Genomic DNA, 20,932 nt, shown 5'->3' with positions numbered 1-20,932 from the left:
TAATCGCTACCTAAAAAATATCAAATCACGCTTCCCCTGTCAACTGACCAAAAACCCCATGAATACTTCATTCGCAAGCGGCAGCGCCTGTCTGGTCAGCCGAACGTTCGTTCCATCGTCTTGCAGCCACTGTTTTTGTACATATTGTTCGATCACATCGCCAAACGCTTCGTACAGGCTGATCCCGTGCCGCTTCCGGAAACGTTTGTGCTCAACGCCTTTAATCAAACGAAGCCCCAAAATCATTGTATCTTCCTGCTGAATTTCCGGTGAAATTTGCTCCCGTTCGACAATCGGCCGCCTGCCGGCCAGGCTTTCTTCGATATACTCCGGTACGCTGTGGCGAATCACATAGCGTTCTCCGCCGACATACCCGTGCGCCCCGGCGCCTGCCGCTAAATACGGTTCATTTCGCCAGTACACCTGATTATGTCTGCATGCATGACCATTTTTTGCAAAATTGGAAATCTCATACATCCCATAGCCTTTGTTTTCCAACGTTTCCATCAACAGCAGATACATGGCCAAATCGTCTTCTTCCGGCGGCAGCTGCAGCTTGCCTCGTTCCTGCCAGACAGCAAACGGAGTGCCCTCCTCCACCTTAAGCGAATAGGCAGATATATGTTCCGGCTGCAGATCGATAATTTTTCGCAAGCTGTCCGCAAACATGTCAACCGTTTGCCCCGGCAGCCCAAACATCAGATCCAGATTAATTGACGAAAATCCGGCTTGACGCGCTTTTTCGTAACTATGATACACAGTCAGGCTGTCATGCAGCCGCCCCAGTTTTTTCAAAATCGAGTCGTCAAACGACTGCACGCCAAACGAAAGGCGATTCGCCCCGCCTTCTTTCAGCATCCGCAGCTTTTCCAGATTCACCGTGCCGGGATTTGCTTCCACCGAAACTTCCGCCCCATCCGCCAATCGAAAATAGCGGTGCAGCAGTTCCAACATCCGTTCCGTCTGCCGAACGTCAAACAAAGTCGGTGTACCGCCGCCAAAAAACACGGTCTGCAGCGGTTCCCACGGCAATTCTTCCGCCATCAGCCGCAGCTCCTGTTCGAGTGCGTCCAAATAACGATCCATCACATCTCCGGTTGATACATACGAATTAAAATCGCAATAGTAACACTTGCTGGCGCAGAACGGGATATGAATATAAAGAGAACTGGCTATCATCAAAAAACATCTCCGTTCGTTTCAAGCTGCCGCGAACCAACTGTCTCCCAAGCGCAGATTCTGCTTAATAACGGGTGCCTCCTAATGCGGTATGAACAAAAAACTTTTTGCGCGGGACTTCCATCCGCTCGCCAATCATCAGATGTTCCGTCCGTTTCTGGCAATATTGTTTCAACCGATGCAGCCAAACCTGGTCGACGGTCGGCACCAGCCGCAAAATTTCTCCAGCAATCTGCTCGGCAGAGCGTGGATCCGATTCGGCCCGGAAAGGTTGTCCATTGGCGTCAAACTCTGCCCGTTCCTGCCAGGGAAGCCGCGCCGACTGCGCCAAATAACCAATTGCATCGGGAACAATATTAATTTCAACCGTCCAGGAAAAAGCAAACGAACAAAACAGCAGTTCTTTGCGCTCCCATACATCAGCCGCAATTTCCACTACTTCGTCATTAAACGAAGCAATCACAATTCCGTTTTTACCCGATTTGACCATTTCCGCAAACGAACGGACAGGCAATCGCAACAGAGCGGCCAACGCGTGGGCCAAGGGTTCACTGCCCGCTCCCGCCGCCGCTACATACTGATATTTTGGAAAAACGGATATTTGCTCAATCAGGGTCTGCAGTCCGACCAGAACATTTGCCACCTGTTGGTAATCAAAATTGACAAACGTATAACGGCCTTCTGAATCGTTCGGTTCATTCGGATGGTCTTCTTCAAACAAACGAAGCAGAATGTTGCCATACTGTACAAAATGCCAATCGCGAATCGTGTCCGCGCCGTACGTCTGAAGACGCTGCAGCATCTGGCTCAAATAGACCAGCTGCAGGCGCCCCTCACCGCTCGCTTCATTGACCAGTTCGGCAAATTTGTGAACAACTGCCTCCGCTTCCTGCAACCTGCCGAGAAACATCAGCAACTGTGCCATGTAAAACGCAATGCTTGGCGCTTGTTCCAATTCAAACGCTTTTGCAAAGAACTGCAGCGCTTCCTCATGATAAAACTCTTTCATCAATACATAAGCAAATTCATAATTGGCGGCCGGAGCCTCAGGAGCCAGTTCCACGCAGCGGCACAAAGGGCCAAGAGCCGGACCGAACAATCCTTCCTGCACCAAATCGTAACCCAATCGAAAAAAACGCTTCCGGGTCGTTTACGTCAGCCACCACATTTTCAAACATTTCCGCTCCTTTATCCCGCTCCAACATGCGAAGCAAAAAAGCGCATTTTTCATAAACGCGAACGTCAAATTCGGGACGACGCAAAGCGAACTGCAAAATTTGCAGCGCTTCTTCATACTCTTCCGAATCGATTTTCTGTTCGGCGCTGGCAAGAATCTGTTCGATCACATTTGTTTCCGGCCTGTTTGTCTCCTGCTCCATCATAGCCTCCGGTTTCCACTAGTCCATTTTTAAAACGGCCATAAACGCTTCCTGCGGCACTTCCACCGAACCGACCTGCTTCATCCGCTTCTTGCCTTCCTTTTGTTTCTCAAGCAGTTTCCGTTTCCGCGAAATGTCGCCGCCATAACATTTGGCCAATACATTTTTACGCATCGCCTTAATCGTTTCCCTCGCAACCACCTTGTTTCCGATCGCTGCCTGAATCGGCACTTCAAACTGCTGACGGGGAATCAACTCTTTCAGTTTTTCGCACAAAATCCGCCCCCGGTCATATGCCTTATCACGGTGAACGATGAAAGACAGTGCGTCCACCACCTCACCATTCAGCAAAATATCCATCTTCACAAGGTTCGACGTCCGGTAGCCGATCAATTCATAATCAAACGACGCATACCCTTTCGTGCTCGATTTCAGGCGGTCAAAGAAATCATATACGATTTCGGTGAGCGGAACCTCGTAAATCAAGGTGACGCGTGTCTGGTCGAGATATTGCATATCGACGAAAACGCCACGCTTTTCCTGGCACAGTTCCATCACGGGACCGACATAATCTTTCGGTACAATAATAGATGCTTTCACGTACGGTTCTTCTACATGGTCAATGCGGCCCGTGTCCGGCATTTTGCTTGGATTGTCAATCTCAATCACTTCACCGTTGGTCGCGTATACGCGATACACCACACTCGGCGCCGTCGTAATCAGCGTTAAATTGTATTCCCGCTCCAACCGCTCCTGAATCACTTCCATATGCAGAAGTCCCAGGAACCCGCAACGAAAACCGAATCCGAGCGCAGACGACGTTTCCGGTTCATATTTCAGGGCCGCGTCGTTTAACTCCAATTTTTCAAGCGCTTCCCGCAAATCGTTGTAATCGGCTGTATCGACCGGATACAGCCCGCAGAACACCATCGGGTTGATGCCCCGATAACCGGGCAACGGCTCTGCTGCCGGTGCTTTTGCATCTGTTACCGTATCGCCCACACGTGTATGCTTGACGTTTTTGATCGAAGCGGCGATATAGCCGACATCGCCTACCATTAGTTCGTCGACCGGCGTCATGCGCGGTTTCAGCGCTCCGATTTCCACCACTTCATACTCGGCGCCAGTCGCCATCATCCGGATTTTCATGCCCGGCTTGATCGAGCCGTTGACCACCCGAACATAGACAATAACGCCTTTATACGGGTCAAAATGAGAGTCAAAAATCAGCGCCTGCAGACGTTCATCCGGATTCCCGGTTGGCGCCGGTATTTTTTGCACAATCTGTTCCAGTATTTCTTCAATGCCGATGCCGGCTTTGGCAGAAGCGAGCACCGCTTCTGACGCGTCAAGCCCGATCACATCCTCAATCTCCTGTTTGACCCGTTCCGGTTCGGCGGACGGCAGGTCGATTTTGTTAATGACCGGCAAAATTTCCAGATCGTTTTCCAATGCCAAATAAACGTTTGCCAACGTCTGCGCTTCAATTCCCTGTGCAGCATCGACGACCAGCAACGCCCCTTCGCAGGCGGCCAACGAACGGCTCACTTCGTATGTAAAATCGACGTGACCCGGTGTGTCGATCAGATGCAGGATATAGTCCTTGCCGTCTTTCGCCCGGTAATTTAACCGGACCGACTGCAGTTTGATGGTGATGCCCCGTTCTCTTTCCAGATCCATGTTGTCGAGCACCTGTTGCTGCATTTCACGCGCCTGCAACGTGCCGGTAAACTCCAAAATGCGATCGGCAAGCGTCGACTTGCCGTGGTCAATATGTGCAATAATCGAGAAATTCCGTATCATTTTTTGACGTTCTCTGGCGTCCATCGCATGTTCTCCCACTTTCAAAAAATGCTATCGAACATTATAACATATAAAAAGCGGCAGCACACTGGCTGTCGCTCTTCTGCCCTATTTCGCTATCTTATCGACAACGGCTGTCACCCATCGAATCAATTCTGCCGAAACAGTCTGCAGCGTGTGTCCCATTCCAACACTGGCCTGTTCAAACGAACTTCCCACCTGCAGCTTGGCCGCTTCAAACTGGCGGCTCCACCGGTCTCCCAATGTGCCGGGCGCCGATACGACCTGTTTGCCCAACACAGTGACTTGTACGGCCTGCCGGTTCGCATCGAGGTACACTGATTGGGGGGGACCTCCCGTTCCCACCAACGCCTGCATTCCCCGTTCCGCCGTCTGAAAGCCGACACCGATCATCGTTACCGTCAACGCCAGCAGACTGGCGTACAACAGCAACCTTTTAAATATCCGCATGATTTCGGGTCCTCCCTGTATCCGCTCTACAAATCTACTATCCTTAGTGTGTTCGGGAGGCCCTTCTTCTATACCATTGTTTGTCTCATTTGCTTTATTTCCCCTGTTGGGACGTTTTTTGCTCATCCGCCAACACGGAGGCGATCACGTCTGCCAGCAGATCGGCAGTTCGCTTTGCTTCTTCCAAAGTATTTTCCGGTCCGCCGATTTCAAATAAAATCGACTGCGGATGGAGGTCCTGATTGTATCGTGTGTCATAAGCCGTACTCCGCTTCGTATAGGCGCCTTTTGACAATCCGGGATACATCTGCTGCATTTTTTCATGCAGTTTCTTCGCAAACTCCTCATTTTTCTGATAATCTTTGTTGGAACCGCCAACAATCAGATAGACGCTGGCCACTTGCTGTCCGTTAATAACCGCCGTTGTTTTGTCGCGCGGCTGCGAATCACGGTGAATATCAAATACCATTTGAATGCTTTTGTTTTTGGCCAGTACGTCTTGCACCGTTTTTCTTGAATAATCATACGCATTGTCAAAGTTCCCCATCGTCCAATAATCCACTTTCGTTTGAATTGTCTCAATCTGTTTGGCTTCCAGTTTCTTGACCAACTCTTCGCCGACAAGCGTGATATTCTTGTCTTTATCGTAAGCCATATTGAAATCCTTTACGCCGTTTAAGTCAGGCAGATACGCTTCCCGGTTATGTGAATGATATACGTAGACAAGCGGCTTTCCTTTTGTCGGCACCGGTTCCGGCTGTGTGGAAGGAGGCTGGCCATCCCCTTGCTTTTGGTTCGGCGGCACTTCATCACCTGGCTGATATTTCGAGTCTTCCGTCAACGGTTCAAAATGGCTGACTGCCATGGCAGCAATCGATCCGCCCAGCATCGTTTCCGGATGTTCCACATTTACGTCAGTAAACAGGTAAAACAGCAACGAACTGAAACTTTCCTGCGGTTCTTTCGACCCCCCGGCGTGATTCGGATCGGCTGACGCGTAAAGTGGGATTTCCTGACCAATGATCGAATTAAGTGACTGATTGCTAATGGAATGCAGAAACCGGGACGCAACTGTATTTTGATTTTTGGCCTCCATCAATTGGGCCGCAAATATGCTCATGACAAAAAACAGAATCGCCATCGTCACGCTTAGCGCCACCACCAGAGCACGCATTCTGCCTGTCCCTATATTGATCGTGACAGTTCGAAACTGTCTGCTGCGCGGCATCGTTTCGGGTCTCATTCGCGACCGCAAGTGTGGTATATTCATAAAAAATGCCCCTCTCATCCTGTGTCTACCAGAATGATATGTTGCGAGAGTTGGCTTTATGACGGGCTTTTTAAGGCAAAAAAAAATGTCCGGCGCTTGTCCGGACATTTTTTTACTAGATTCAAAGTTTGTCAGGATTGCAGAAACATCGGCGCATCTTCCGGTGTAATCGACTGATGCAGGGCCATATTCAGCCCGTTTGCCACTACCGCTGCAATATCATCGATAAACCGGTCAATTTCTTTTGGCGTTACCATCAAATTTTGACCGAGCGGCTGCAGCACTTCATGAATCAGTCGTCTTCTTTCCTGATCATTGAAATTGTCAAACAGCTTGGCGCAGTCGTTGCCCGGTACAATTTGCGATAACCGTGACATCAGATGCTGCATTGTATCATGCGCGATCGTCACCGCATCGACGACGGTCGGCACTCCAATCGCCACAACGGGAACTCCCAGCGATTCTTTATTCAACGCTTTCCGTTTGTTTCCGACACCTGACCCCGGATTGATGCCCGTATCCGCCACCTGAATGGTCGTGTTCACCCGCTCCAGCGAGCGGGAAGCCAGTGCGTCAATGGCGATCACCAGATCGGGTTTCATATGCTGTACAATTCCATTTACAATTTCGCTTGTCTCAATTCCGGTGATGCCGAGCACTCCAGGCGATACGGCTGCCACCGGACGAAAGCCGTCGTTTAGCAATTCGGGCATGTGCGCATAGAGATGGCGCGTTACAAACACTTTCTTTGCAACGGAAGGACCCAAAGCGTCAGGAGTTACGTTCCAGTTGCCCAAGCCGACAATAAGAACACTCGCCTTATCCGGCAGATTAATGAATTTCTGCAGTTCCTCTGCAAACCGTTTCGCCACGTTTTGGTGCAGTTCAGGGTCTTTCTGCCGCAATCCGGGAATTTCAAACGTCAGGTAACTGCCTTCCTGCTTGCCCAGCATTTTGGCGGCCACTTGATCGGTGATCCGCATTTTCGTAATGCGAAATCCGTCCGCTTCTTCCTCTTCACTTTCGACACCAGGGATGGTCGCCGCTCCGTGTGTTGCTCCCGCCATCTGATGCGCTTCCAATGCCAAATCGGTGCGAACCGAATATCCTTCGTATGCATCTGTACGTTCTGTCTGTTCGTTCCGTTCCGTCTGTTCCATCCTCTCACCCCAACATTTGTCCTTTCGGCTAGATTTTGCAAAAGGCGAGCCATCTATACGGTTTAGGATAAACAGATTCGCAACGGGCCTAAAAATAATGAAAAATTAAGTTGCACTGCCGATTCCGACATGATAAAATATCCATTGTCCGTCAAGTAGGATCGTATCTATGCTGTAAGGAGGTGAACAGAGTGCCGAATATCAAATCTGCTATCAAAAGGGTAAAAATTACTCGTACGCGTACCCTTCGCAATGCTGCGGCAAAATCTACCCTTCGTACGGCGCTTAAAAAATTCGAGGCTGCGGTTGCAAACAATGATCTGGAAAACGCAAAAGCATTGTTGAGCCACGCAACCCGTACTTTGGATAAAGCGGTAACAAAGGGCATTATTCATAAAAACACGGCTGCCCGCAAAAAATCCCGTTTAACCAAAAAATTCAACAAACTGGGCGCTTAACGGAAATTCAAAACCCCCGATCACCGATCGGGGGTTTGCTGTGTGTCTGCCATCTGTTGTTTTGCCATTTCAATCATATGACGAACCATGGCACCGCCTAACTTGCCTCCCACTTTGCCAGCCTGCCGGGCGGTCAGATCCCCATTATCGCCATGTACGAGCGGCACACCCACTTCCTCTGCCGCTTCATATTTCACATCATTCGGATTTATAGCGCAGGAGGCACTTGGAGACCCGAACGTATCCCGGATCAGTTCACATTTTAGACGATCCAAACTGGCCTGCGCTTCAGGCACCAACAACCGATTGCGTCTGCGAGCCACAGCTTGCACCTCCGGTACCCCAGAATAAGAAGCTACCTTTCTAGGATGCCCCGCCATTCGCCACCACATGTGTGGCCGAATGCCGCATAGATCACTTATCCTGCCGTCCCTATTTTACCCTGCATGGTTAACAGGAACATTTCCAGCGCATGCCTGTCCCTGATACGCCCGGTTTTAATCTGATAGTCAATATCCCCCAGTTCCATAAGAAACCGTTCCAAATCCTGGCGTGAAAATCGTCTCGCCTGCTCCGCCGCGATTTTGCAGGCATATGGGTGCGCACCAATCTGCCCGGCAACCTGCTGAACCGATAGACCGCGGACAGTTTGAATTTTGACCTGCAGCATGATGCGGATTTGTCTGGCGATCATAAACAACAGGTAGACAGGCGACTGTTTATTTTTCAGCAAATCGCTCATCATCCGCAGCGCCTGTTCCGTCCGCAGGCGGACCACTTCGTCGACAAACACGAATATATCCTGCTCCAACGTACGGGAAGCGAGTGTGTTTACCATATCTTCATCGATCGTATTGTTCTCTCCCGCATAGTGCGAAAGTTTTTCCAATTCGGTATCAAGAAAGGTGAGGTTTGATCCGCACATAAAAAGCAGCCGATCCACCGCCTGCGATGTGATCGTTACCTTTTTCCTGCGGGCTGCCTGTGCCATCCAGGCTTTCAGTTCCTGTTCCTTAAGCGGCAGAAAAGCGGCCACTTTCCCGTTTTTTTGTGCCGCCTTAAAAATCTTTTTCCGCTCATCAAGCTTTTCAGCCGTCACCGTGCAGACAAACACAGATGTGGGAGAGGGGTTTTCCAAATAATGCAGCAGCGCATCCGTATCGTGTTCAAGGGATGATTTGGCGCTTGTAAAAACGGTCGCATTCTGCGCCACCACCAGCCGTTTCTCGCTCAAAAAAGGAAGCGTCTCCGCCTCCCTTACAGCCGTTTGGATTGGCACCTCGTCACAGTGAAAACGCTGCGTGCCAAGCGGATCGTCTGCGGCAACCGCCTGTTCAAGCGCTTCCAAAACTTCTTTCATCAGCAACGTTTCCGTTCCATACAGCAGGTAAACCGGATGAATGATCCCTTTTTCAATTTCCTGTACCAATTGTGAATACGACATGCCTTAACTCCTAAAAAGCCGCGTTTCCCTTTCCGAGAAACACGGCCCGAATTTTATACCGATTTGGTGAACTGCCTGTTTTTCTTCGCCAAAAGACCGATTCCGCCGATCGTCAGCAACCACTTCGCTTTCGATGCTTCCTTCATCAAAGCGGCAACAGATCTTTTTATCCGCATTCCCTTAACGTTTCCTACGCCGATATCCGATCCGAGCGAAGCGAGGGTTCCCATATAGTGGAAGGAGAACGGCTTAAGCGGTTGACCGTTTGTGATGGCCACAATATTGTCTACCACATGTTGTCCCATCTGCTGCGCCAATTGGGCAGTGGGAGGCAGCGGACGGCCGTCTTCTCCAACAAAACAAGCGGAGTCTCCCAGCACAAAAATATTCGAATAATTGACCGATTGGAGATATTCATTTACCTTAGCCCGACCGCGCGGATCGCAATCAAATCCGGCTTCCTGCAGCAGCGGGTTGGCGCGTACGCCGCCTGTCCAGATGATGGTTTTGGCATGAATTTGCTCACCGGTCGCCAATTCAACCAAATCTTGATCAACACGGACAATTTTTTCATTGGTGCGGACTTGCACTCCATGCTTGGACAATTGATGAAGGGCTTCTTCCTGCAAACCTTTATCCAGCATAGGAAGAATGGTTGGAGCCGCCTCCAGATTGATCAACTCGATTTTCGAATCCGGAATGTGGAATTTGCTCGCCAAATGCGGCAAATACTCAGCCAGTTCGCCACAGAGTTCAACCCCGGTCAATCCCGCTCCGCCCACTACAATCCGCAAACGGGCAGGATCTTTATCTGCTGCGTATTCGGCAAACATTTCTTCAATGTGGGAACGAATTTCTTTGGCGGTGTTCAAGCTGCGGAGCAGCAGGCTGTGTTCTGCCAAGCCAGGAATTCCGAAAAATTCAGGGGCATTCCCCAATGCAAAAATCAGATAATCAAATTCATATTCGCCTTTTTCTGTTATTACTTTCTTCTCCTTGGGACGAATTTCCTTCACCAAATCTTTTACGATGGTTACCTCTTTACTGTTCAAAATATCGGACAGCTCTACATAATAGGGATCAAAATCATTCCGACCGCCAGCCGGTTCATGCAATAAAGTGGTGAAATAATGATATGAATGCTTGTTAATAATTGTAAAAGGAATACGCCTTTTTTGCATATTCACGGCTGCCGCCATACCACCATAACCGGCACCCAGCAATAATACTTTTGCCATCTTGTTGTTTCCTCCTCGCACTCCACATCTCTGTTTGTTGTTCCTAGTGTTCGAATAAGTGGCGAAAGCCATACACCAATCCGATTTCGATGAATGGAACATATGCAGATGTATTTTGTGAAAAAATGAACTTACTTAATTATATCACAGACCGTTCATAAATGTACTACACATTTGTAACTTTTTTCACAAATATTTAAAATCGGCCTTTGCAACAGGCTTTTGCAGCCTCGCAGCACGTATTATGCGCCCCGCAAACGTGAGGAGGAGTCCCATTTGCGAATTCGCTGGAATCAATCCGCCTCGCCATCAATCGGGTCATCCTATCAGTATCGGGTTGTTAGCCGAACAGGAAGAACACAGGTGTTGCATCTGCGCTTCATGATGGTAACAGGTGTTGCACGATTTGCTTTCCAGCTGGATTGTTGGATGTCCGATGCCAAACCGGTTCCACATCGCATCCTGCACCTGCTGAATGATCTGTTCCCCCTGCTCGATCGTTGTAACCGTGACTGCCAAATGACAGGACATCATAATCTGGCTCTCTGTGATCGACCAGATGTGAAGATCGGTTACCGCACTCACTTCCGGAATAGAGAGTATCGCCTGTTCCACTTCCTCCGGGTCGATCTGACGAGGAGTAAATTCAAGCAAAATGTGTACGCCGTCCCACGCCATTCTAGCCGCCGCAACGGCAATCACCAGACCAATCAAGACAGATAATATGGCATCCACCTGATACCAGCCGGTAAAATAAATCACCGTCGCCCCGACCAAAACCGCAACGGATGACATCGCATCACCCAAGAAATGGAGCCAGGCGCTTTTGGCGTTCATGTTTTCTTTCTTTGTCCCCATCAGATAAGCGAGTATGGAATAAATTACAAGTCCGGCGAGCGTGATCGAGAATACCCAACCGCCCGATACGGGATGCGGTTCGAGATACTGCCGGTACCCCTCATAGATGATATACAATCCGACTCCTACAAGAATCAGGTTTGCCAGGAATGCGGTCAAAATCTCTGTTCGATACATGCCGAAACTGCGCCGTTTCGTGGCAGGTTTTACCGATTGTTTCACTCCCCACCAGCTTAGCAGGAGAGTTACCAAATCCCCCGCCAAATGCCACCCGTCTGAAGTTAAGGCGAGAGAGTCTGTTAAATATCCGCCGATCATTTTTAGTAAAAAAACAAGGAAGGTAAGCAGGATCCCGTAACTGATAATTTTCTCCGACGATAAGGCAACCGTCTGATACGCCTGCATGTTTTCCGTATTTGTCTGTGTCTGCATGCGCTTCTCCTCCATATGTCTGCTTCCTTTAATATACCACGAAAAACTAAGAAATGGCACAAAAATTTAAGTTAGATTTGTTATTTAGTCTGAAAACGCTTATCATTGTCATTTTTGGCCATTTACTTGATACTGAAAATTATTCTCAATAATTATTCTAATCTATTGTCAGGCCGAAAAAAGAGCCTGCCCCGAAAAAGTAATGAACATTACTCACGGGTTAAGCCCTTTGCTTTCATTCCTGCACATATCTTCGTTTACTGAAGATGGCGTCATTTGATGAAGATGACGTTTAATGCACATAACGTCCTTCCTTGGGAATTTCCGTACGATCAAAATCACGTGCCAGATTTTCCAGACCGCGCGTCAACTCTTCCCCCGACATCGGTCGGCCATGTCCGGTCACCGCAATTGACGGTTTTAACGCGGCAAGTTTTTTACCGATTCCCGCGACGCCTGCCAATCGGTTGTGAAATAGGCAGGGGGGCCGTGTAATTCCTGGTCTTGGATGATCACTTTAAAAGGCGATTCCTGCTTCACCGTAATAAATGCGTCTCCTGCAATAAGAGCTCGATCTTTTTCACGAAACAAGGAAATATGTCCGGTGCAACTGCCTCACCATCCGTTCCTCCAAACTTACTCAAATCTACACATAGGTAGCTTTGACGTTGAATTCCTGCTTCGTCGAGGCTGCCCCTGTGTTAGCAGGTCTTACGCTCTCTCCACAGGCTGTCGCCGTGGAACTCACGGCCAATTTCATCAGATTCCTTGCAGCATTCAAGTCTCGATCATGATGGATTCCGCACTCAGGGCATGTCCACTCGCGTATCGACAGTGGCATGTCCTCTTCCTTTGTGCCACAATCTGAGCATGCCTTGCTCGATGCAAACCACCTGTCTGCGACAATCACCCGTCCGCCTCGCATCGCCGTCTTATACTCCAACTGCCTGCGAAATTCATGAAAACCCATGTCGCCAACCGCTCGCGCCAAGCGATGATTCGTCATCATACCTTTGACGTTTAGGTCCTCGATCACGATCACGCCATATTGGCTCGCCAGGTTGGTCGTCAGCTTGTGCAACTCATCATGGCGAATGTTGGCGATCCGCACGTGGAGCTTCGCTAATTTCTGTTTCGCCTTCGCTCTGTTCTTTGAACCTTTTTGCTTACGCGATAGAGAGCGGGACAGACGGCGCAACCGTTTCAAAAGAGTCTTATAGGGCTTCGCTCCCGACACCATCGTCCCGTCCGACAAGGTGGCAAGACGATTGATTCCCAAATCCACACCGACGATGGCTTGGCTTTCGCTCATCGGCGGTACGTCTTCGGTGTCTACCGTAATACTGACAAACCACTTGCCCGCCTTACGCGAAATGGTGGCGGACATGATTTTGCCGGAAAACCTCAACGCTTCCTGCATCCGTACCCAACCAAGATTCGGGATGCGGATTCGCTTGCCACTGACCGCAAACTGATCGTTGGTCAACGTAAAACTGTCATGGACGCCTTTCTTTTTGAATGTGGGATACTTCGCGCGACCAGAAAAAAAGTTCCTGAACGCCTGCCCCAAATGGATGATCGCCATTTGCGGGGCGTTTTTCGTCACTTCGAGCATCCACGGAAACTGATCTCTTTTAATCGAGTTCAGTTGACGGCGAAGTGACGCTTCTGTCGGCTTTTCACCTGCTTCATACTGTCGCTTCCATTCTGCCAAGCCCCAATTGAAGGCAAAGCGAGCCACACCACACGCTTTTGCGAAGTAGGTGGACTGCTTGTTATTCGGTTGAAGCGCAATCTTATGGCTTCTCAGCATCCTCAACCACCCGCTTCATCCCTTCTATGAGCTTCTGGTTCTTGCGTAAACGCGAACCGTAGAGCCGTGCAGAAAACACCGTGATAATCTCCAAAACATCCTTGGCAAGATCTTCTTCAAACGTAGTGTCTTCGCCCTGGTTGAGAATCACCACTTCCACCTCTTTCGCCTCACAAATGGCGAAGACCAGCTCCGCACCAAAACGAAGGAGACGATCTTTGTGTGTGATGACCAGTCTGCCTACTTCGTCCTGCAAGATGGCGTGTAAGAGGCGTTTCAAACCTTTTTTGTGGTAGTTCATTCCCGATCCAAGGTCAGAAACCACTTCAAACGTCCACCCTTGCGAAGCGCAGTACATTTCAAGGACTTGTTTCTGTCGCTCCAAATCCTCTTTCTGATCGTGGCTTGATACTCTGGCATAGGCCACGGTTGTTCTGTCGCTGCGCTGAAGCCGGAACAATTCAGGCCGCAGTTTCACAAGATCGTATCGCCGATGGCCGCCGGGGGTAATTTCATCCGGTTGCAAACGGCCTTCTTTTTCCCATCGCCGGAGTGTTGTAATCGATACTCCCAACACCTTTGAAGCTTCGCCTATCGTTACTAATCTGTCCATATTGATAGTATACAGTCAGTTTTAGGCAGAATCAATGTTTACAGTTCAAGCCCCGCTTCTTACGGTTGTTACCGGAATAACTGTATGTTCGAATGGACTTTCCAAGAAAGTACCCCCCATCAGGAATTTGTGATTTGCAGATCACCTTCACCTCCAATATTGTTTCCCCTTGACAAAAGGCAATACGAGCAGTTTTCATAGCAACAGACCTGATTTTTATGAAAGCATTAGGTGTGCGGATGCAGCACTTTCAATGTTTGTCTCCGTCTGTACAGCACGGAAAGCAAAGCAGTGCCGCCAATCAGTAAAATCGAACCGCTCCCCGCAACGATAACATTTCTTGAAATCCGATTTGCCGTACGATCCGGATGGTTGGCTTTCCATTCGGAAGCGGCCGGATGATCCCGCACCTCTTCGGCTGTCAGAATGTGCTGCCGTTTCGGATCATAAAAAACGGTTGTCGTTCTGTAAGCCATCAGCCCCTTTTCTATTTCCGCCTCCGCGTATTGAAGCGCTTCCCCATTTTGAATCGAAATCAATTGCTGCTTGCGTGTTTCCAATTGCTTCTGTCGCTCGTCCAATCTGTTATACTCTTGGACTTGCTTGTCCACTTTCTGCTGAAACATGCTGCGCAGCATGGCCGCATCATCGGCCGTAAGCCGTCCATTGGAAAAATCGTTTTCCACTGCCTGAATTGAACTTTGCCTGTCTTCGCGTATGGCATTTGCCTGCGCTTTTTGGGCCGCTATCGTTTCGATTTGCTGCTCGATCGAAGACAGTTCCTGTTTTATTTCAGCAGCAGAAGGGGCTCTATTCTGCGGAGGCAATTTCTGCCATTCCCCGATTATAATGTTTGTCGCGTCATTCACTTGTAATTCCTTTTGCAAAAATGAAATGGCAGCTGATTTCCGCACCGGATCGGTATCCGCAGTGCCGCTTCCCATTTTCCAGAATCGGGAAGCTTGTCCACCGGCCGCTGCCCATACAACGACTGTCGCAACGAGAGTGCATAGTCCGACCAGCCAAAATTTCCGTTTTGCAAACATTCCACTTCCCTCCCTGCATCATCTAGTAGAAGATATGCAATCTATCTATTTTAATGACAGATTCATCGGGGTCATAATCCGATTCCCTTCGCGGGGATCATCCCGCAGCCAGTGTCAATGTTCTAACTATGAATTAAAGAAGGCCCCCTGCGGCGGCCTTCTTTAATACACTTTAATAACTTAATTTTTTGATATGCGTCCAGGTGCTCCAATCGTTTTGAGGAGCGGAAGATTTGCCCTGCGTTACGGCCGGTGTCGGCTGCAGCAGGAGTGCCGCCATCAGGCAGATGGCTGCGATTCCGCTTGTCATTTGCCGCACTGCGCCACCTCCTGTCATTCTCGATTATTCAGGCGACCACAAAACAAGATCGTTCGCGTTGGCGGTGTCATCCAACTGATAGCCGCCTGCTTTCATTATTGACACAATTTTCTCGGATATATCGTGCGTAGCCGAATTTGTATTCTGATCATCATTTCCTGGCCGGATATCCATACGGCCCGTCACCACATAAGTATCATCATGCTGTCCGTCAATTGACTGCAGTACCGAAACAGACTCCACCTGCCCCACTTCACGGATCTGAGAAATGAACTGTTCATCTGTAATCCGGTCGTTAGTCGGAACATGCGCGATAAAATCAACCTTATAACTGCCGTTGCCCTGCGAAATCACAACATCTGCATGTGGACTGCCTTCATCTGCCAAATCCAGTCGCGAATGGATCAACGTGCTCTGTTCGGCTTCCACCGAACCAAGCGGTATGTCGATCCGATTGCGCACCAACGTAACAGGAGCCCGTTCATCCATAATATCAATAAATTCCTTTACGAATGTCTCATACATCTCGATACCTCCTTCTTCACTAGGATTGGAAGGATCATTCCGACTTATGCAAAAACATGGAAAAGCCGACCGCCTGCGGCAGCATGTGCAGCACAGACGATCGACAGGGATGGAATTACTTCGACCGCTTCGCCATTTCATCCTCAGCCAAGCGGATCATTCTGCGGACCATATTCCCACCGATTTTGCCAACCTGTCCGGTGGTCATATTCTCCCAACCTTTTTCCATGAATGCTTTTAAGGAACACTGATCTTGTTTTGACCCATGACCGTTTCAATTTGCAGCCGGTTTCCATCCGTCGTGATCGTAACCGCCCCCGATTGGTCAGTTCGGAAGACGGTCGCCCCCTGTACAGTCAGATTTTTGATTGTCTGTGGACTAGGGTGATGGTAAAGATTCCGTTTACCTACCGATATAACAGCGACTTGCGGTCTGGATCGGGCGAGAAACTCCTCTGTGGAAGAATGCTGACTGCCATGATGCGCCACTTTCAGTACGTCAACCGGATGCAGGTACGGAAACAGATCCGGTTCCTCTTCGCCATCGATATCCCCCGTAAACAAAAAGGAGCGTCGGCCGTAAGAAAGTTCAAACACAATACAATTGGCGTTTGCATCGCTTCTCGTTCCCGTCCGGATGGCTCCTGGATGCAGAAACCGCCAGAACACCCCTGGTTCGATTGGCCATCCGACTCCCTCCAGAGATCTGTATACAGGGATGTTTTTTTCTTTCGCTTTACCCAAAATTTGCTGAAACACGCGGGCCGGATCGTCATAACCGGATACAATCAGGTGACGGATCTGTACCTGATTGATGACCGCCAAAAGCCCTTTTACATGATCCTCGTCCGCGTGTGTCACAACCAGATAATCGATGGCCGAAATCCCTTGATGACGCAGAAACGGCAGCACAATGCTTTCCCCCGGGTCAAAATCGGATTCCAGAAAAGACGGTGTTCCCCCGCCATCCACCAGAATTGCCTGTCCGCCAGGTGTTTCAATCAGCGCGCTGTCCCCTTGCCCAACATCCAGAAACGTAACGCGAAGCGGTTTAGGTTGCAGCAAATAAGCGGCTAACAGGAGTACCAGCAGAAAACCGGTCCCTATAGCAGCCTTGCTGCCCCAACCCTTGAACCGCTTAGCTGGAATAAAGCCTGATGTGCGGAAGGAATACTGGCCGAACTGCCGCTCCAGCCAGGCAGCGGCCTGTCGCCAGAACAGCAGCAACAACAGAAGCAGGTAAATCAACCAGACGCCCCATGTCGGCGGGCTGGCGATTGTCCATGTAAACTCAGCGGTCACATTCGACAGCCATACAATCGGCTTCATCAAACACCAAACCAGCACACGAACCAGTCCGACGAAAGGAATCGCCAGCCAGGGGTGAACCGATCCCAAAACAATCACCGCAAATCCGACAGGAACCAACACGAACATCAGCGGCATGGCATACAGATTGGCTGCCAAAGAAAACGGCGATACGCGATTGAAGAAGTAGATCAGGATTGGCAGAGAAGCAATTTGTGCGGCAATTGTAATGGCCAACGCGGATCGAATCCAGCGGGGACCGGGGAGTCGGCTTGCGATCCGAGGGGTCAAGAGAAACAAACCGATCGTGGTGACAAAGGAAAGCTGGAATCCAACATCACTTGTGACCATAGGCAGATAGAGCACAGAAATCAAAGCGGCCACTGCTACCATCGTAAAAAAATCGGCTTTTCTGCTGTGCGCGGAACCAAATACAGCCAAAGCGGCCATAAGCCCGGCCCTTACCACCGATGGGCCAGCACCCGCCAAACTGACAAAAATCACAATTATACAAATCACCATCGCATCGGAAAGCCGTTTCGGAAAGCGCAACCTTTTCAGCAAGAAGAACAGTGATCCCGCAATTAAACCAACGTTCATACCGGAAGCGGCCAACAGATGAGTCAAACTTAACGATTGAAAAGCCGATTTCCATTCGTCAGGCAATTCGTTTGCAAATCCCATTACCAAACCGCCAATCAGGTCCGCCTCAGTGGATGGAAATAACGTTTGTATCGTCTGTTCAGTATGCTGGCGCAGCGGTTCCATCAGAAATCCGTAGAAAGTGAACCGTTTTCCGTATGTTACACATTGCGCTTCGGTTCGGACTGTGATTCGCCCATGAGTTACTTTTCTGGCCAGAACTTTGCGATCATCGTAACCGCCAGGATTGCGTGCGGGAGAGGGTTCTTGCAGAATGCTGCGCAATTCTACCCTTGTGCCATAAGCCGGGAGCTGCTCTTTTGTCCGCACATCGGTAACTTCTACTCGATCTGTTAGCGAAACTTTTTCATTTCCTGCTTGCAAATGGTCAAGTAGAACGGTGTAGTGATATTTTCCGTTTCGTTTCTCGGATGCGCTTACAACTTCTCCGTAAGCGATGATCGATTTTTGATAATAAGGGGTTAAAAGATTGGGGTGAAAAGCGTCGTACGTTTGGCTGTAGAGAAAACCCGCGAAGAGGAAGCATACCATCAGGAGCGAAACAGGAAAGGGGCGATGCTGACGGTGTGTAATCCACCAGCCGAAGCAGACGATGGAAAAGCTGACCAGCGCAGACACAATTAGAACAGGAGGAGACTGGGAGGGCACAAAACCGGCGCACACCACACCGGCGAGAAAACAAATGACAAAACGAAACAACGTTCGGCGCAAAGGCACCACCTCGTACGAATTAAAAATAAACGGCTTGAGGGCAGGAGGGTCCACAGACCCTCCCTGAAAAAAAAGTACCGCAAGCCTCCGCCCGGCTGAACCGCTTCTCTTGCGGCCGAGACCGGACCGATTTTTACTGCTGGCTTTTACGCAGCGCTTGATCCAGATCGTAAATCAGATCGTCAACCGTTTCCGTTCCGATCGACAGACGAACCATATCCGGCGTTACACCGCTTGCTTTCTGTTGTTCTTCCGACAATTGCTGATGTGTGGTGCTGGCTGGATGGATGACGAGCGACTTCGAATCCCCCACGTTCGCCAGATGAGAGAACAGTTGGAGAGAATCGATAAACTTCCTTCCAGCGTCGACACCGCCTTTTATGCCGAATGTAAAAATGGCACCCTGTCCCTTTGGCAAATACTTCTGTGCCAGTTGATGGTAAGGGCTTGACGCGAGACCGGGGTAATTGACCCAGCTAACGTACTCATGTTTTTCCAGGTACTGTGCAACCGCAAGCGCGTTTTGCGAATGACGTTCCATGCGCAGATGAAGCGTCTCCAGCCCCTGCAGCATTTGAAACGCGTTGAACGGGGAAATGGCAGCCCCCATATCGCGCATGAGTTGAACGCGGGCTTTTACAATATACGCGAGATTCCCCAATGCTTCCGTGTAGGAAATTCCATGGTAGCTGGGATCTGGGTCAACCAGACCCGGGAATTTGCCGTTCGCCCAATCAAATGTACCGCCATCGACGATAATTCCACCGATGGAAGTACCATGCCCGCCGATAAACTTGGTGGCCGAATGTACCACAATATCCGCACCGTGTTCAATCGGGCGGCATAGATAAGGAGACGGGAAGGTGTTGTCAATGATCAAGGGCAGACCTGCCGCATGGGCAATATCCGCAACTGCCCGAATGTCGAGCACATCGATCCGCGGGTTGCCAATTGTTTCCGCGTAGACCGCTTTTGTCCGCTCCGTGATAGCGCGACGAAAGTTTTCCGGATCGTCCGGATCGACAAACTTCACATCAATGCCCAGTTTTTTTAATGTGATGGCAAACAGATTGTATGTACCGCCGTATAAGTTGGTGGAAGAAACGATTTCATCTCCAGGCCCGGCAATGTTTAAAATCGAGTAGGTAATCGCTGACTGCCCGGATGCTGTGGCAAGCGCTCCGACTCCGCCTTCGAGTGCAGCCACTCTTTTTTCAAAAACATCCTGCGTGGGATTCATGATTCTGGTGTAAATGTTGCCCGGTTCGGCCAAGGAAAACAGATTGGCCGCGTGCTCCGTATTGCGGAACACATAAGAAGTAGTTTGATAAATTGGCACTGCACGGGATCCGGTCGTCGGATCCGCTTCTTGTCCAGCATGTACAGATAAAGTTTCCAATCCCCATTTGCGTTCTGTCACAAATAACACCCCTTTTCGAAAATTATAACATTTTGATTCCGTTTAATTCACCGTAATTTGTTCCCGAAGCGATTCCAAAAGTTTCGGTCCAAATCCTTTTACCTTCAACAGATCATCCACCGATTGAAAAGGTCCCTGCCGTTCCCGAAACGCGACGATATCGTTTGCTCTGGTTGAACCAATCCCGTTAACAGCATCCAGTTCGGCGGCGGTCGCCGTATTGATGTTTACTTTTCGCTGCACGGAGCTGGCGGTGCTTGCGCCCGCTTCCTTTTCACCTTTGACGGGTATGACCAACATACCGCCGTCAACCAATTTTTGAGCCAGATTGACCGTTTGCAAATCGGCCTGATCGTTTGCGCCGCCTGCCGCCTGCAGCGCATCCGCAACCCGAGAACCGACCGGCAGCGTATAGACGCCCGGCAGATGGACAGCCCCTTTTACGTCCACTTTCATTTCGGTCACAGAATTGGGGACTGCGGATTTGGTCGGCACCTCCGACTGGCTCCCCGCTGAACCGGTCCCCGCAGGACTTATGTTTTGCGTCTGACTGGATGCCTCCCGATACTGTGCATCCGTTTTCGGCAGCGGTATGTTCGCAGACAAGCCGGGTCGCCCGTACATATAGATGCCTGACGCAACCAGAACGACCAGTAAAAAACCGATCAGAATCGCCTGTTCCCGTCTGCTTAATCGATACATGGAACCACCTCTTTTTCTCCCCCCTGATTCCTTTTCGATGTGCGCCCGGCAATCCCCTTCTGAGATTTTAAATTTTAGAAACTTGGATTACGGTCGAATCTTTTCAAAAATTTGCCGTAT

Annotated in this window: 21 protein-coding genes and 1 pseudogene; 1 reads left to right on the top strand and 21 read right to left on the bottom strand. The window is 49.7% G+C overall.

Annotated elements, in window-relative coordinates; genetic code table 11:
* Positions 1 to 39: 39 nt before the first annotated feature.
* From hemW to gpr, 7 genes are all read right to left on the bottom strand, one after another.
* Positions 40 to 1,179, bottom strand: coding sequence for a radical SAM family heme chaperone HemW (gene hemW / locus skT53_RS18245; RefSeq protein WP_200761057.1), 1,140 nt, complete (start codon positions 1,177 to 1,179; stop codon positions 40 to 42).
* Positions 1,180 to 1,243: 64 nt separating this feature from the next.
* The gene (locus skT53_RS18240; RefSeq protein WP_200759183.1) at positions 1,244 to 2,290 is read right to left on the bottom strand and encodes a hypothetical protein; all 1,047 of its coding nucleotides are present in this window, start codon (positions 2,288 to 2,290) and stop codon (positions 1,244 to 1,246) included.
* A complete protein-coding gene (locus skT53_RS18235; protein ID WP_200759182.1) occupies positions 2,226 to 2,558 on the bottom strand; it encodes a hypothetical protein in 333 nt (110 codons plus the stop codon). The genes skT53_RS18240 and skT53_RS18235 overlap by 65 nt, the downstream gene beginning before the upstream one ends.
* Positions 2,559 to 2,576: 18 nt before the next feature.
* Positions 2,577 to 4,385: a translation elongation factor 4 gene (gene lepA / locus skT53_RS18230; RefSeq protein WP_200759181.1), complete on the bottom strand. Its 1,809-nt coding sequence runs from the start codon at positions 4,383 to 4,385 to the stop codon at positions 2,577 to 2,579.
* A gap of 84 nt (positions 4,386 to 4,469) precedes the next feature.
* Positions 4,470 to 4,832: a DUF3679 domain-containing protein gene (locus tag skT53_RS18225; RefSeq protein WP_200759180.1), complete on the bottom strand. Its 363-nt coding sequence runs from the start codon at positions 4,830 to 4,832 to the stop codon at positions 4,470 to 4,472.
* 94 nt (positions 4,833 to 4,926) lie between these two features.
* On the bottom strand, positions 4,927 to 6,102 hold the full coding sequence (gene spoIIP, locus skT53_RS18220) for a stage II sporulation protein P (RefSeq protein WP_226375284.1): 1,176 nt from the start codon (positions 6,100 to 6,102) through the stop codon (positions 4,927 to 4,929).
* A gap of 131 nt (positions 6,103 to 6,233) precedes the next feature.
* The gene (gpr, locus tag skT53_RS18215; protein WP_200759179.1) at positions 6,234 to 7,262 is read right to left on the bottom strand and encodes a GPR endopeptidase; all 1,029 of its coding nucleotides are present in this window, start codon (positions 7,260 to 7,262) and stop codon (positions 6,234 to 6,236) included.
* Positions 7,263 to 7,453: 191 nt separating this feature from the next.
* On the opposite strand from gpr, the gene rpsT reads away from it, so the two are divergent.
* Positions 7,454 to 7,720 carry a 30S ribosomal protein S20 gene (gene rpsT, locus skT53_RS18210; RefSeq protein WP_200759178.1) on the top strand — a complete coding sequence of 89 codons (267 nt, stop codon included), beginning with the start codon at positions 7,454 to 7,456 and terminating at the stop codon, positions 7,718 to 7,720.
* A gap of 20 nt (positions 7,721 to 7,740) precedes the next feature.
* On the opposite strand, the gene skT53_RS18205 is transcribed toward rpsT, so the two are convergent.
* The 14 genes and pseudogenes from skT53_RS18205 to skT53_RS18140 all read right to left on the bottom strand — a co-directional run bounded on the left by skT53_RS18205 (position 7,741) and on the right by skT53_RS18140 (position 20,812).
* On the bottom strand, positions 7,741 to 8,043 hold the full coding sequence (locus skT53_RS18205; RefSeq protein ID WP_226375283.1) for an alpha/beta-type small acid-soluble spore protein: 303 nt from the start codon (positions 8,041 to 8,043) through the stop codon (positions 7,741 to 7,743).
* Positions 8,044 to 8,138: 95 nt separating this feature from the next.
* A complete protein-coding gene (gene holA, locus skT53_RS18200) occupies positions 8,139 to 9,164 on the bottom strand; it encodes a DNA polymerase III subunit delta (RefSeq protein ID WP_200759176.1) in 1,026 nt (341 codons plus the stop codon).
* 53 nt (positions 9,165 to 9,217) lie between these two features.
* On the bottom strand, positions 9,218 to 10,402 hold the full coding sequence (locus tag skT53_RS18195) for an NAD(P)/FAD-dependent oxidoreductase (protein WP_200759175.1): 1,185 nt from the start codon (positions 10,400 to 10,402) through the stop codon (positions 9,218 to 9,220).
* A 318-nt stretch (positions 10,403 to 10,720) separates the two neighbouring features.
* The gene (locus tag skT53_RS18190; protein WP_200759174.1) at positions 10,721 to 11,692 is read right to left on the bottom strand and encodes a cation diffusion facilitator family transporter; all 972 of its coding nucleotides are present in this window, start codon (positions 11,690 to 11,692) and stop codon (positions 10,721 to 10,723) included.
* 292 nt (positions 11,693 to 11,984) lie between these two features.
* Positions 11,985 to 12,307 (bottom strand): annotated as a pseudogene (locus skT53_RS18720) (MBL fold metallo-hydrolase); the annotation flags it as partial.
* Between the two features lie 31 nt (positions 12,308 to 12,338).
* A complete protein-coding gene (locus skT53_RS18180; protein ID WP_200759172.1) occupies positions 12,339 to 13,505 on the bottom strand; it encodes an RNA-guided endonuclease InsQ/TnpB family protein in 1,167 nt (388 codons plus the stop codon).
* Positions 13,489 to 14,118: an IS607 family transposase gene (locus skT53_RS18175; protein ID WP_200758990.1), complete on the bottom strand. Its 630-nt coding sequence runs from the start codon at positions 14,116 to 14,118 to the stop codon at positions 13,489 to 13,491. Before skT53_RS18175 ends, skT53_RS18180 begins: the two co-directional genes overlap by 17 nt.
* Positions 14,119 to 14,345: 227 nt before the next feature.
* Positions 14,346 to 15,164 carry a hypothetical protein gene (locus skT53_RS18170; protein ID WP_200759171.1) on the bottom strand — a complete coding sequence of 273 codons (819 nt, stop codon included), beginning with the start codon at positions 15,162 to 15,164 and terminating at the stop codon, positions 14,346 to 14,348.
* 172 nt (positions 15,165 to 15,336) lie between these two features.
* A complete protein-coding gene (locus skT53_RS18165) occupies positions 15,337 to 15,483 on the bottom strand; it encodes a hypothetical protein (RefSeq protein WP_200759170.1) in 147 nt (48 codons plus the stop codon).
* A gap of 24 nt (positions 15,484 to 15,507) precedes the next feature.
* Positions 15,508 to 16,008: a hypothetical protein gene (locus skT53_RS18160; protein WP_200759169.1), complete on the bottom strand. Its 501-nt coding sequence runs from the start codon at positions 16,006 to 16,008 to the stop codon at positions 15,508 to 15,510.
* A 115-nt stretch (positions 16,009 to 16,123) separates the two neighbouring features.
* On the bottom strand, positions 16,124 to 16,237 hold the full coding sequence (locus skT53_RS18155; protein ID WP_200759168.1) for a small, acid-soluble spore protein, alpha/beta type: 114 nt from the start codon (positions 16,235 to 16,237) through the stop codon (positions 16,124 to 16,126).
* 8 nt (positions 16,238 to 16,245) lie between these two features.
* Positions 16,246 to 18,690 carry a ComEC/Rec2 family competence protein gene (locus skT53_RS18150; protein WP_200759167.1) on the bottom strand — a complete coding sequence of 815 codons (2,445 nt, stop codon included), beginning with the start codon at positions 18,688 to 18,690 and terminating at the stop codon, positions 16,246 to 16,248.
* Between the two features lie 133 nt (positions 18,691 to 18,823).
* Positions 18,824 to 20,110, bottom strand: a complete 1,287-nt coding sequence (locus skT53_RS18145; protein WP_200759166.1) for a homocysteine synthase — start codon at positions 20,108 to 20,110, stop codon at positions 18,824 to 18,826.
* A 42-nt stretch (positions 20,111 to 20,152) separates the two neighbouring features.
* Positions 20,153 to 20,812 carry a ComEA family DNA-binding protein gene (locus skT53_RS18140; protein WP_200759165.1) on the bottom strand — a complete coding sequence of 220 codons (660 nt, stop codon included), beginning with the start codon at positions 20,810 to 20,812 and terminating at the stop codon, positions 20,153 to 20,155.
* Positions 20,813 to 20,932: the final 120 nt, after the last annotated feature.

It is taken from the genome of Effusibacillus dendaii (assembly GCF_015097055.1).
GTDB classification, from domain to species: domain Bacteria; phylum Bacillota; class Bacilli; order Tumebacillales; family Effusibacillaceae; genus Effusibacillus; species Effusibacillus dendaii.
The sequence above is the reverse complement of the archived record's forward strand: the minus strand, read 5'-3'. Positions and strand labels throughout refer to the sequence as shown.